Annotated in this window: 10 protein-coding genes; 4 read left to right on the top strand and 6 right to left on the bottom strand. The window is 37.9% G+C overall.

The window, feature by feature from the left end:
- Positions 1–29 precede the first annotated feature (29 nt).
- Entirely contained in the window at positions 30–1,286 is a 1,257-nt protein-coding gene (locus MJX77_RS14310) for an OprD family outer membrane porin (protein ID WP_252059435.1), read from the top strand.
- A gap of 77 nt (positions 1,287–1,363) precedes the next feature.
- On the opposite strand, the gene MJX77_RS14315 is transcribed toward MJX77_RS14310, so the two are convergent.
- Positions 1,364–2,449 carry an HlyD family secretion protein gene (locus MJX77_RS14315; protein WP_005305563.1) on the bottom strand — a complete coding sequence of 362 codons (1,086 nt, stop codon included), beginning with the start codon at positions 2,447–2,449 and terminating at the stop codon, positions 1,364–1,366.
- On the bottom strand, positions 2,446–4,023 hold the full coding sequence (locus MJX77_RS14320) for an MFS transporter (RefSeq protein WP_252059436.1): 1,578 nt from the start codon (positions 4,021–4,023) through the stop codon (positions 2,446–2,448). Before MJX77_RS14320 ends, MJX77_RS14315 begins: the two co-directional genes overlap by 4 nt.
- A gap of 165 nt (positions 4,024–4,188) precedes the next feature.
- Between MJX77_RS14320 and MJX77_RS14325 the strand changes: the two genes are divergently transcribed.
- Positions 4,189–4,812, top strand: coding sequence for a TetR/AcrR family transcriptional regulator (locus MJX77_RS14325; RefSeq protein ID WP_252059437.1), 624 nt, complete (start codon positions 4,189–4,191; stop codon positions 4,810–4,812).
- Positions 4,813–4,905: 93 nt separating this feature from the next.
- Here MJX77_RS14325 and MJX77_RS14330 read toward each other — a convergent pair whose 3' ends face one another.
- Complete coding sequence (locus tag MJX77_RS14330; protein WP_151828084.1) at positions 4,906–5,793, bottom strand: AraC family transcriptional regulator; 888 nt, start codon at positions 5,791–5,793, stop codon at positions 4,906–4,908.
- Positions 5,794–6,082: 289 nt separating this feature from the next.
- Here MJX77_RS14330 and MJX77_RS14335 point away from each other — a divergent pair, with 289 nt between their 5' ends.
- Positions 6,083–7,135: an NAD(P)-dependent alcohol dehydrogenase gene (locus MJX77_RS14335; protein ID WP_252059438.1), complete on the top strand. Its 1,053-nt coding sequence runs from the start codon at positions 6,083–6,085 to the stop codon at positions 7,133–7,135.
- A gap of 72 nt (positions 7,136–7,207) precedes the next feature.
- On the opposite strand, the gene MJX77_RS14340 is transcribed toward MJX77_RS14335, so the two are convergent.
- From MJX77_RS14340 to MJX77_RS14350, 3 genes are all read right to left on the bottom strand, one after another.
- On the bottom strand, positions 7,208–8,551 hold the full coding sequence (locus MJX77_RS14340) for a PepSY-associated TM helix domain-containing protein (protein ID WP_252059439.1): 1,344 nt from the start codon (positions 8,549–8,551) through the stop codon (positions 7,208–7,210).
- A 352-nt stretch (positions 8,552–8,903) separates the two neighbouring features.
- Positions 8,904–10,868 (bottom strand): multicopper oxidase family protein, encoded by a 1,965-nt coding sequence (locus MJX77_RS14345; protein WP_252059440.1) that lies wholly within the window; start codon positions 10,866–10,868, stop codon positions 8,904–8,906.
- A gap of 42 nt (positions 10,869–10,910) precedes the next feature.
- Positions 10,911–12,455 carry a tyrosinase family protein gene (locus MJX77_RS14350; protein WP_252059441.1) on the bottom strand — a complete coding sequence of 515 codons (1,545 nt, stop codon included), beginning with the start codon at positions 12,453–12,455 and terminating at the stop codon, positions 10,911–10,913.
- A 648-nt stretch (positions 12,456–13,103) separates the two neighbouring features.
- On the opposite strand from MJX77_RS14350, the gene MJX77_RS14355 reads away from it, so the two are divergent.
- Positions 13,104–14,123: an ABC transporter substrate-binding protein gene (locus MJX77_RS14355; protein ID WP_252059442.1), complete on the top strand. Its 1,020-nt coding sequence runs from the start codon at positions 13,104–13,106 to the stop codon at positions 14,121–14,123.

Consider the following 14,123-nt stretch of genomic DNA (forward strand, 5'->3'; position numbering starts at 1 on the left):
CAGACAATAATTAAAGGATGATTTGTTTCATGAAATATTTAAAAACACCATATTTAAAGTTTTCTACTCTTTTAGTTATCTGTAGTGGTCATTCAATGCTTTGGGCAGCAGATACCGCTCAACAAAGCGAAGATGAATGGAAATTCACTTTAAAAAATGCCTATATCAATCGTAATTTTGATAATGATGCACTCAAAGATACGGGCAGTTGGTCTCAGGCAGCGTCATTATTTTATAAATCGAAAATGCATGACACCCCTTTAGTAATTGCAGACAAGCCTATTACGATTGGGGCCGATGCTTCTGTTCAATATGCTGTGCGCTTAAGTTCAGACAAACATGTTGCAGACACAGTTTTGCCTTTTAATAAGGAAACACAGTCACAAGCATCCGACTTTTTAAAATACGGCGCGACTTTAAAACTGGGCTATGACAAAACCTTGCTGAGTGTCGGTGAACTCTGGTTAGACCTGCCTGTAACGGCTGTTGATGCCAGCCGACAATTGCTTGCCTCTTATTGGGGAACCAATCTTAAGTCGCAACTTTCAGATCAGCTCTATGCTGAAATTGGTCGGGTTGAAAAAGTATCTCCCCGAAATGAAGAAGACTTTAAAAAGTTTTCCTTTACTGCAAATGGGGTTACTAAAGAATCTGATGGTTTAAATTACATAGATCTGCGCTATCAATTTACGCCGTCACTCAAGGGCGAATACTACTTTGGTAATTTAGAAGATCTCTACAACAAACACTATGTTGGTCTTGAGCATAATTGGAAGCAACCTAATTTTGCGCTTACTTCTAAGTTTAAATATTTCAATGCAAAAGATGACGGCAATACTTTTGATATTGATGCGCAGAACATTGGGGTGTTAGAAACACTCAAAGTAAAAAATCATACCTTTGGCTTGGGGTACCAACAGATTATGGGAGAATCGGCTTATCCATTACCAGATGGTTTCTTACCAGAGACCTATTTCATTAACTGGAACGCCACCGGATTCTTTAAAGAAGATGAAAAGTCTTACCACGTCATGTATGGCTATGACTTTAAAGACTATGTACCAGGCCTAAATGCGATGGTGAAATATGTTTACGGCCATGACTTTAAAGCAGCCAATGGCGAGAAAAACCATGAAACCGAGTCAAACGTTATTCTAAACTATGCATTTCAGCAGCCGTTCTTAAAAGGCGTTGCCCTGCAATATATTCGGATTGATTACAATGTTAAACATGGCAATGACTTTGGTGAAGACCGTTTGTTTGTAAACTACACCAAAAAGTTTTAAAGACTTTTTAAAACTCATCATTAAAAAAGAGACCGTAAATGGTCTCTTTGTCTCTCATATTTTGAAATCTAAACTATTTATTTATTCGTATCTATTGATACTAAAACCGATAAACCAGGACGTAATAATTTAACGTCTTTTTGATTTTCAACAAGCTTGATTCGTAAAGGTAGACGCTGAACAATCTTGGTAAAGTTACCAGTTGCATTGGTCGCAGAGATCGGAGAGAAAAATGCGCCCGTAGATGGAGAGAAGCTGTCTACCACACCTTTCAGCTCAACGTTATAAGCATCTACATAGACATTAACAGGTTGTCCAATTTTTATTTGTTTTAGCTCAATTTCACGGAAGTTGGCTTCTACATAGACTTGGTCTAAAGGCACAACCACCATGAGTGGATTACCAGCGCTCACAAAGTTACCTACGTTAGCTGACTTTTGACCAATCATGCCATCAATAGGTGCACGAACTTCTGTATAACTTAAATTCAGTTTTGCTTTATCAAGTGCCGCTTGTGCTTGTTTAAGAGCAGCTTGTTTGGCTTGTACCTGAATTTTATATTGGTTGAGCTGATACTGTGCATCAATCACTTTTTCTTTACTGCTGTCTAAGTCAGCATATTGTTCAGTCAAAGTCGTCTTAGATTGCTGTGTAATTAATCTAGACTCGGCCCCAAGTGCCTGTAGTTGCTCATAACGCGCCGTATTATCTTTTGTGAGTTTGATTCCTGCTTCTACTTTTCTCAGCTGTGCTTCAGTTTCTCGAATAACGGTCGGTTGTCTATCAACTGCGAGCATCGCTTCACTCACGTCAGCTTGTGCTTTTGCATAATTAGATTCAGCTTCAGCTAAAGCAGCTTGATAATCACGCGCGTCAATCCTTGCTAAAAGTTGGCCTTTTTTTACGGTCTGATGATCTTTAATATAAATTTCTTCAATATTGCCAGATACTTTAGGGGCAATGGTTGAGTACTCTACATCCACACGCGCATCATCTGTTTCAATAATCGAAGATGGTAAAAATATAAGTTTTAAAACCCATAAAATAGATGCTAAGACAATAATGAACGCAATAACCATAACCCAATGCTTTTTGAGATATTGCACCTTTGTTAACTTAGGTGGTTCGGTGTGGATGGTATCTTGGGCTTCGAGAGTACTCATAAAGATTTTCCTGAGTTATGACTATTCATTAACTTAATGAGAGCAATACGTGGCGGATAAGTTCGAACTGGCAAAATCAACATCACGATGAACAAAACAGCGGTAAGGCCAGCTAAGATGAGATATTGATCGCTAATCACTAAAACAGATTGTTGCGCTTGAATCGCAGAATTTAGGGCAGATAAACCACCTGAAACATGGTCTGTACCATTTGCGTTAAGCACAGGGGGAGTAAGCGGATTAATGACAGGGCCTTGAATATTTTGGAAAACATGTTGGGCAGTATTTTCAATCAGCCGTGTTGAATGGTATTCACCACGCACTCGATTGATCCAATCCAATATGCACACCCCCAGTACACCGCTAATCGCACGCGGGGTATTAATCATTGGTGATGCATAAATTGCCATGGTTGGGTGAACGCTGTTTGTTCCCATCATTAATAGCGAGAGCACGACACAGGTTTGTCCCAAACATGAGATTGCATGCCAAAAATAAAATTGATCTTGATTCCATGTGGTATCAAGTTGACTTGCACCTAGGCAACCCGCGATGACCAGAAGTAAACCAAACCCGTGTACATATCGGCTATCCACCCAAGCTTGATTTAAAAGCTTCACAACAATAGGAATATAGATAAATTGCAATGCCGCAATTTGTAGGCCAATCCACATGGTCTGAGTGGGTTTATAGCCATGTACAGCACTAAGGTAATTCAGTGGTAATGTGCTGGTGGACATACCAATAATGACAAAGCAAAAGAGAGCAATAACAGCGTATGCAAAATTTCGGATTTCGAGCATTTGCGGTTTAATTAATGGTGATGGATAACGCCATTCATGTATGAAAAACCAAGGTAAAGTTATTGCACTAATTAAAGCTAAAACACAAATTAATTGAGAATGGAACCAGTCTAAATGGTTGCCATGCAATAATATGGTGCTCAGGCTGGCTAAGCTAATAATCGCTAAAATCGCCCCCATCCAATCGTAAGTTTTTATTCTTGAATAATTCAATGGATCTTGGGGAATCCCAAAATAAACCAGCGCAGCACTTAGCGCACAAAAAGGAATGGTTTGGAAAAATATCATTTTCCAGCCAATTACATCTAAATAAAAAGCAGAGAGTGCGGCACTTAGGTTAGGAAAGAATGTTGCAGTTAATGCGTAGCAGGCGAGACCCCATAGCCGAATGTCAGGTCCTAAAAATCTAAGCGCACAGGCCATGAGTAAAGGAATGGTTAAACCATTGGCGAGCCCTTGTAAGCCACGCAATAAATAAAAGATTTCGATATTTGGACTAAAAGGAATTAAAACGCTAGAAAAGAGGCAAAGTCCTATAGCAAAAAGCAGAACTCTGCGCATAGAAAAAATTACCGCCCAACTGGTAGACAGAATCATGCCAATAATCATGGCACTCGCGTAAATACTGTTGACCCAATAACCAGAGTCAACACTAATTCCCATCGCGCCACGAATGTCGACTAAGGTAATGCTGGTGATTCGGTTATTAAATTCAACAGTCATTGCAGCAAATATTGCACCTGCTAAACCGATGAGTGGCTTTGTATTCATTTTTACCTTAAATCTTAAACATCCATTCATTGCAAGGAGCAGATATTTACTGTACTGTACCGATCGGTACTCTACTCTTTAATTAAATTTCCGTCAATTCTCGATTTTGAACTTTTCGATGAGTTACACTTAGAACGAAATCGCTAAAATTTTTATAAGGTCAGTATGTCAGTTTCAACTAAAGCTAATGAAAAAGATCAAAAAATTCTGGATGCGGCAACCAAGTTTTTTTTGATTCACGGTTTTAGTGGAACAACGACAGATATGATTCAAAAGGAAGCGGGTGTTTCAAAAGCAACGATGTATGGGTGCTATAAAAATAAAGAAGCGATGTTTGCCGCGGTGATTGAACGTCAATGCAGGAACATGCAAGAGCAAATCATTTTAGTCGAGACAAAAGCTGAAAATTTACGGTCAGCTTTAACCGAGATAGGGAAAACCTATCTGTGTTTTATATTGTCGCATTCAGGATTGGCTTTTTTTAGGGTTTGTATTGCAGAAGCAGTTCGCTTTCCCGAGTTATCTGAAAAATTCTTTGAAGTAGGTCCACAAAAGCTTGCAAATATTATTGCGGGTTACCTTGAAAAATCTCAAAAAAATAATGAGATTGAGTTAAATTCCTCTGCTGATATAGCAGCAAATATATTCTTGGCATTATTACGAAGTGATGCCCATCTAAAATGTCTGACACATCCCAACTATACAATTTCTGATAGTGAAATTAGTACTTGGGTTGAATATGCTGTTGATCTATTTATGAAAAATATAAATATTAAAAAAAGTATTTAATATCGTTCAAGGATAAAAGGTCCAAGTGCTGTGAATATTATTCCTCAGTAATAAGCTGCTATAAAAAAAGCCCTAAATATTAAGGGCTTTTTTTTATATATTCTTAATATCTACTGACGGAGAAACCCCAAAAAAACGTTTATATTCTCGAGAAAATTGCGACAAACTTTCATAACCGACTTGAATACTGGTAGTTGAAATATCATATTCTTCGGTCATTAATAAACGCCGTGCTTCGGTTAACTTCATTCTCTTTTGATACTGTAAGGGACTCATTGAAGTGATATCCCTAAAATGCTGATGAAAACTTGAAGCACTCATACCCATTGTGCTTGCAAGTTCTTCAACGCTAAAAGATTTTGCAAAATTTGTTTTCAGCCATTCAATCGCTTTCACAATTCGATGGCCGGTAGTTCCGGCCGCCACAATGCGTTTAAGTCGATCGCCTTGTGGACTCATCAATAAACGATAAAAAATTTCCTTAATAATCAGGGGAGACAAGATGGGAATGTCTTGTGGTGTATCTAGTAGTTTTATTAACCGTATAAAAGCATCATTCAACTCTGAATTGACTACTCCAACAGCCATTCCTTTTTTCTCAGTATTTACGTCTTTAAAAGGAATATGGGCTTCAAGCATGATTTGGGCGAGTACATACGGGTCTAGGCGTAGCACTATTGAAAGATAAGGTCGTTCAACTGAAGCTTCAAGAACTTGAGCAATGACAGGCAGGTCAATTGCAGTAAAAAGGAAATGGTTAGAGTCGTACGTATAGGTTTCTTCGCTAAGAATCACCTGTTTTTTACCTTGAGCAATCATACATAGACTTGCATCCATCATGCTGCTACTTGGTTGGGTCAATGTTTCTGCACGATATAAAGTCAGTCCCATAATAGGTGTTTCGAATGTACCTTTTTCTCGGGTCCATTGATCGACAAGTTGAGCTAATTCTTGATTATGGTTTAGAGACCTATTCGCCATTCAGATTCTACCGATTACCCTCTGTGTTTTTATTGTAGGCATTTCAAATAAGAAAAATAGAGAGAAGTGCAACAATTCGGAGGATTAGGCAAATCTGTGAGAGGAATAGAACAACAGCTTACGATTTTCATTTTTATACTGATCTACATGGCACGAAGTCGATGAGTTGTAACTTAGTGAACCAAAACGTTCCAAAACCTATTTATGGATTTTTCAAAATCTATAGCCATCAATGAATGCCCAGCAAAGAAATCGTCTTTATTTAAACATTAAACATGAGAGAAAAAATATGACAATTGAAGTTTTAGGTTATGCCGCGCTGTCATCAGAAACTCCTTTAGTTCCGTTTAAGTTTGAACGTAGAACCCCACGTGAAGATGATGTTGTCATTCAAATTGAATATTGTGGTGTTTGCCATTCCGATCTACATCAAGCTAAAAACGATTGGGGATTTAGTGCTTATCCAATAGTTCCGGGCCATGAAATTGTAGGGCGCGTCACCTCAATTGGTCCTAAAGTCACAAAATATAAGGTCGGTGATTTAGTGGGCATTGGTTGTATGGTCGATTCATGCCGTACTTGTTCGGCTTGTCATTCAGGACTAGAGCAATATTGTGAAGAAGGTAACATACAGACTTATGGCGGCGTAGATCGCCATGATCAACGACCAACTTATGGTGGATATTCACAAAGCATTACATGTAGCCAAGATTTTGTATTAAAAGTACCTGAAAATCTGGATGCTCGAGCTGTACCACCACTACTGTGCGCGGGTATTACGACTTGGTCACCGCTGCGTCATTGGAATGTTGGAAAGGGTAGTAAAGTCGCTGTAGTCGGTTTAGGTGGTTTAGGGCATATGGCGATTAAACTTGCCAATGCACTAGGTGCTGAAGTGACATTATTCACCCGCTCCGCAAATAAAGAACATGATGCAAAACAACTCGGAGCGCATCATGTTGTGTTATCAACAGATGAAGCTCAAATGAAATCAGTGTTAAATCAATTTGATTTGATTATTGATACGGTGCCTTATAACCATGACTTGAAGCCTTATATTCCAACCTTAGCTTTAAATGGAACAATTGTGTTAGTTGGATATTTAGGTGAAATTAGCGCAAATTCAGTACCTATGATTTTAGGAAGAAAATCAATTGCAGGGTCGGTCATTGGCGGAATTAAGGAAACACAAGAGCTACTCGATTTTTGTGGTGAGCATAATATTGTGTCTGAAGTCGAGATGATTGATATGCAAAACATTAATGAAGCTTTTGAACGTATGCTAAAGAGCGACGTGAAGTATCGTTTTGTGATTGATATGAAAACACTGTCTGAAGATTAATTTAGTCGTCATTTTGGCTGTGCATACTATGCGTAGTGTGCACAGCTCAAAGATTTAATACCAATGTGAGTGTTATGATTTAGAAGGAATGTATTTACGCATAGCAAAGATAAATAGCGTAAATAAAATACTGAAACCAAAAACAGGTAAACTTAGCCCTAACACGAGACCCACCAATATTAACCCTATTTTTTGTGAGCCAGTTGCACGGTTCCAAACTAATAAGCTTTGCCCAACAAAGTGGCTCGTCATGAGTTTTAAATTCGAGTTTTTAAACGCAGCCTTATATGCATAAATAATCATAATGCACAGCACGAAAGCATAAAGTGCCAGTACTAATTGATTTATCCAGCCAAATAAAACACCAATATGCGCATCAACTCCCCAACGAGTCAGCTTTGCTACCAATGAGTAATCTTTAAACGCAAGTTGATCGATGACTTTATGTTGTTCCATATCAATAGCGATACTGTCTGCTTGAGTTGGCCATTTACGCTGAATTTCGGCTATCGTCCAAGCTTGATTTCCACTAGTTGGTGGTTTGATTTGTATTTGTGCTGCATCAATGCCATGTGCTCTTGCTATTGAAAGAGCGCTATCGTACTCATTTGAAATAATATTTAAATTCAGGTTTTCACTATGTGGCACCTCGTGATGTTCATGGTGCATCACTGTAGGTAAATTATCTTCTTGAAGCGAAGTTGCCAATGTTGGGGTTTGCCAGTTAAGCCATTGACGAGCAACCCGAATATTATCTCCAGCCCATTCAGACCATGTAAGACCTGTAATGGCGATTATTAATAAGAGAGGGAATAACGCTAAACCCAACGTGCTATGCCATTTCAGTAATCTATTTTTTTGTGTTTGCCTAATTTTAAGATTTTGACGACGTTTCCACCAATTATATAGCCCAGTTAAAGTCAAAATAGCTAGCCAGCTTGCTGCCAGTTCACTATAAAAGCGTCCCCATTTTCCTAGTAATAAATTGCTATGTAGCTGGTCGAGTGTAGTTCGAAACGGCAGAACCCCACTGGTACCATAAACCGCTAGATGGCCTTTGGCTTGAAGCGTAAAAGGATCAATAAAAACGGCTTCACTCGTAAAATCATGTATAGGATCCGAGAAAATTACACGAGTTGTTTGGTCAGCACTTGGGGCTGGTCTAACTTCAATCACCTGTGCAGACTTAGGCATTACTTGCTTTGCGGCTTCAATTTGCTGGCTCAGCTTATGTGGCGGTTGCTTCAGTGGCTCAACATATAGAACATCTTTATAAATCGCTTGCTCTATTTGAGGTGTAATTGCATAGAGTAAACCAGTGATTGCTGCGAACAAGATAAATGGCGCAATAAAAATACCAGCATAAATATGAATTAAACGGTAAAGACTACGCCAGAAGGATGATTGGGTCAGCATCAGAAAAGAATGTTTGTCAGGTGGTGGGCGGATTATAACGACTTATTTATCTTGATGCTGATTGAGCTGTAACCAGTATTAAATTATTTGAGTAGCTCTTAGGCATATTGTTTGGTTTGATAGTTAAATGGTTTTTATTACTTGGTAAATTGTATATTTTTTTATTTACGCCTTAAGATCTTATTTACATGACATATTTAATAATGAAACAACTTATTATTTAAATAATCTGGATTTTTTAGCATACTTTTCGCTACAAGATCGGATGACATAAATATCAGATTAATATTTAAAAAACCGCTTATTTTAGGATAAGCGGTTTTATTAGAATAAAATTGTATACAGTACCAAATTAATGATGGCCTTGGGAAATACCACCATTTCCATCTGAAAGACTTATTCGAATATTTTGCATCATGCCTTGATCTTCATGATCTAAAATATGGCAGTGCAATACAAAGTCACCGATGTAGCGTTCGTACTTGGTTCTAACAATCACTTTATAACTGGCTCCTTGTACGTTTTTAACCCAGATAGTATCTTTCCATGTCCCTTTTAGACCGCGATATTGTGGGTCAGGGGCAGCTGTTTTGTCATAGTCATCCACGGCGTTTATATCACTGACATCTTTACCGTTAGGGTCATACACTGCCACGACCTGAAATGGGTTTACATGAATATGAAAAGGATGGCTGGCTAATTTAGAGGTAAGTATCCATTCATCGGTTTTGCCTAACTCGAGCGTACGGTCAATTCGATCTGGTTGATACGGTTTTCCATTTACCTGAAACTGAACTGGATCAGCATTTGTATCAATATTAAATTCTAAAAATTGTTTATACGGTGTAGCTGGTAAGTCCTGATGAGGAACAAAGTGACTGAATTTCAGATTTTGTTGTAAATCTTGAAGCACAGCAGGACGCATATCTGGGGCAATATTGCGTGCTGCATTATTGCTTAATGCTGTTGTTAAAGATTGAGGTGTTGAAGTGGCTTTATTGACTTGAATGATGCCCAGTAAGCGTCTTTGCGAAAACGTACGGTCTACGTTCGCCGAAGCTGACGCCGCTTCATCAATTAAACAATAACGGCCTTCTTGCGGGAATTGCATTAATGCATCATAACGGTAACCCGGTTGAAAAACGGTAACTGTTTTATCCATAACCTGCTTAAAGGTTAGACCATCGGCTGCAATCAGGTGTTGGTTCACAATAGGACCTGTACAGCTCTCACTTAATAATTTCTTTTCACCCATTGGGGTCAAATCGAATTTGGAAGGAATATTTTGCATTTGACGAACGCTTAAGTTGATACTGTCGCGGACACCTGCATGTACCATTCGCCAACGCTCAACTTGTCCTGCAACCGCTTGAGTAATAAAAGGTTGTATTTCGCCATTAATACTCGTATATCGGCCTGATTTCCCCCAATCACCCGGGCCAAACCCTTGATAATCTCTAATTTCACCAATTTGATTATTTTGGCAAATATAGTTGCCATTACTATCGGTTTCGATATTTCCGTTAGCATCATAGCAAGCATATTGGATTTGCTGAAAAACTAGCGTTCTTTCCTTAAAACCATAAGTGAGTAAATCTAAATCACCTGTCTTATTGGGGGTAGGTTGACGATATCCACGAATAATTAAAGCTCCCGCCATACCACTTGCAACTTGAATAGCGGTTGAACCATGTCGATGCGGGTGATACCAAAATGTTCCTGCTGGATGATCGGGTGGAATGTTGTATTCATATTGGAAATTAACACCCGGATTAATCGAAATTAAAACGTTATCACTATTTCCTGCTGGGTTAATCCATAAACCGTGAGTGTGCATGTTAGTGCCATCAAAACAATGGGGTTTATTCACATCAAAATGATCGCCAGTACAACTTGGGTCTTTAGGAAATTTTTTGTGAGTAATCGGGTCTATATCAAGTTGATTATCTAAATTTGCCCGTACGGTTTCTCCCGGAAATACTTCAATCGTCGGAGCAATATAAGGCGTATTGGGCTGTGTATCTGTACCTTGATAACTACGTAAAACAACTTCGTCATAACGATTTGTCGCTGGGTTCCATAGTTTGTTCCTCGTTTTTTTAACCTCCCATGTAAATAATGCTTCATTTGAAGATTGCATTTGCGGCGTATTTGGTGATGAAACTTTCGGGTTGGGGGCAGCAAGTAATGCAATATGTTTACGCGCAACAGTCATATCGGGTGGGTCTTCTAATATACGTTCAGAAGAATCATTTGCTGATACACACCAACTTACTAAAGTTAGAGGCGTGCATAATATTAAATGAGCTATTTTCATAATGAATATAGGCCTGAAAAAATCAGGCCTCTCCCTTAATTATTATTTTGACGTTTCTAAGCGAACTTGAGAAATACTCAAGCCTTGAGAGCTTACTTTTTCTTTCACTTGATCAAGCGTTAAATCAGTAGCAACAAACTGAACTTCTAAGTCTTCAGCCGCCATGCCTAATTGCTTAACTTGATCACTGACTTGATAGACCAATTGGCCAATATGACCTGGGTGTCCGCCGTGGTCATGGTCTAACACACCGAAGTAGTTAATTGTGGCAACATAAATTTTTTGGTCTGGTTTATTTTTTGGAGATAGATAAATTTTATAGGTTAGATTTGGATTACCAATCATTTGGACATTATCTAAGATCAAATAGGTTTGTCCTGATGAGAGCTTTGTTTGAGTAAGTTGACTTGAGTTCTCTAGGAAACTTGCAGTTTGAGGGGCTAAAGCTACTTTTTGAGTTACACCCATAAGTTTAATGCTTTTATTACTGCTGACTGGTTTATGATTCATTTTAAATAGGTTTGCTTTTTCAGCACCTTTACTACTCATGACAGTAGCTTCAACTTTACAAGCATTTTCATTGGTATATCGCACTGGAATTTTACCGGGGGTGAATACATCAGCAATCGTCATAGTGACTTTGTTGCCGTTTTCATCTGCAAAGGTATATCGGGTGTCATACCAACTATCTGGCATACCTAAATTTTTCTTAGCCCATTCAAGCGTAATTGGTTGTCCATTTGCTTTTTTATTTAACCAGCATTGCCACAAGCGGTCGATATTTGCATGGTGCATATAAAATACGGGGTCTAAGCCTGCAATAGGTACAAATCCCATATCCGGTAGCACACAGTTTTTACCGACTGCACAGTGCATGACACCATGGGGTTGAGACTGTAATTGGTTAGAGAAGTCTGTGAAGTTATCCCATTTAAATGCTTGAGCAGCGCTGGCATTGTCTGGATCTATGGCGCTGATATTTGCATTTAAACCCGGTGTACGGTACTGATCATATAAAGTACCAGCCTGTTTACCACGGACCAATTGAGGGAGTGCTAAGCCTTTACCATTAGCAGCTTTTTCTTGGTAATAATCCCAATATGGAAGGGAGTAATCTTGCCCAACATATTTACGTACTGTTCGCTCATAAAAATAAAGCATCATACGGTGCCAAGGTAAGAAATTTAAATTGCCATGTTGGCATGTACCCCAAACGTCATCGGTAAAACCATCGTTTGGAACTGTGGAATTTTGAATGTGTTTATAGTAACTATCACATAAGGCCTGACTATTTTCTTCTAAACAACCTGACATACGACCTTTAAGATATGTGTCTTTATTGGTTGCATGTGTACCTGTACCAAAATAGCCATGTGTATTGGCCCAGTAATTAAAGCTTGTACGAAACTCCGGTGATAAAGGGGGAGCACTATTATTTGCTCGCATTTTTTCCAGACCCTTTTGTAATGCGCTTACTTTGGCTGGATCTTTTGCAAACTCCGTGGCACTTATTCGTAGTGAATCAGCATGAGTTGCTAAACTCATGCTAAATAAGAGAGTGCCTAAAATATAATAATTTCTCTTCATAATTTTAAATCCTTGTCATGTTTGATGTTCTTATATTTGATTATTTGTAATGTATGAATTTACCCTTAGGTTGGGTAATTCTTAATCTAATCTAGCATATAAAGAAGTTTTTATTAAAGGTTTATGTTTGATATTAATAATGAAAAAATTTAATTTTAAATCTTGTAATTTTTTAGAAAAACTTAATTATTTAATATATTGTTTTCAATGTGTTTTTATTAATAATTAAAAATTTTTAAAATAAAAATAATTATATTTTTGCTTAATGTGTTTTGTTTTTTTAAATTTATGGGTTTAAAGTCTCATTATTAAATAAAATGTTAGATGTGAAGATTTTTGATTAAAATTAAATATTAAAAATTATTTTATTTGAATGGTTAGCATGCATGCTCTAAAGGTTTTGTATAGGGCTATCTATATTTTGAGTTTTAAAATACAAATCACAATTGCATGATTATTAAGTTTATTTTGTAATTTTGGCATTTTTATTGCTTAATTACTCTTATCTTTAGTACAACATTTGATTTACTAACTTATAAATGATGATTCAAACCGTCTTGCTCTCTTATGGTGTCTTTTTCATATGAAAAACGCACCAAATAGACACGTCTTTTTATTCTGCACTATATTTGTGCATTGGATGCTGTAATGAAGTTATTGGTTTCAATACTCACTTTACTCATTCTATGTGGATGTTCTTCATCTGAACAAAGTAGAAAAACTAAAGAAAACTTAGCAGTCCATTCGATATGCGTTTTTGATAGTACAAATACAAAAGTCTGTGTAGCCAAACCAGCCCAAAGAATTGTTTCTTTATTTGAGTCGGGTTTAGATGGCTTATATATACTAGGGCAAGGTCACAAAGTGATTGGCATACCAGCCGAAGTATACATCCAGCCTTTATTATTTAATGCCTATTCAAAAATAGATAAGCGTATTGCCAATAAACAGCTTGCGACGCCTTCGCAAGGAGCAAATGCAACTAATATTGAAAGTCTTGTGTTGTTAAAACCTGATCTGGTAATTTTGGGGAGCGGGCAGACTCAAACCATTGAACTGTTACGGCAGTTTGGCATTGCTGTATATGTCATGGAGTCCGGTACTTACCAGCAAGTAAAAGAAGAGCTATCAGAAATTGCCGTTTTGAGCGGTGCCCAAAAGCGTGCTCAGGAAATTTTAAATTTCTCAGATGAAATTGTGGCAGAAGTTGCAGCAAAAACGGCACGTCAGCCAAATAAACAATCGATTTATTATGCGTGGTCAGGAGGGCGGATTTTTTCTACCTCTGGACGTCAGTCGATTACCAATGACTTTATTGAACTCGCTGGTGCTTACAACATTGTTCAGACCGATGCTAACCAGCCCAATGTAAATCCCGAGACTTTAATTGAATGGAACCCTGACAATATTGTGCTTTGGAATACCAACCCTAAACTGATTTATGAACGAAAAGAATTACAAGGTTTAAGCGCCGTACAAAACCGTAAGGTATTTAATTTGAGTCCTGCATTTATATATAACCCGCATACCATCAAAATCATTATTACGGCGATTTATTTGAATCATAGTATTTATCCTGAACAGTCTGATTTACCTGTAAGTGCTTTACAACAGCGTATTTTAACTAAGTTGTATGGTGAGCACCTTGCCAAAGCGTTGGTGCAATGA

The sequence above is a fragment of the Acinetobacter sp. AHP123 genome, assembly GCF_023757925.1.
GTDB classification, from domain to species: Bacteria; Pseudomonadota; Gammaproteobacteria; order Pseudomonadales; family Moraxellaceae; genus Acinetobacter; species Acinetobacter oleivorans.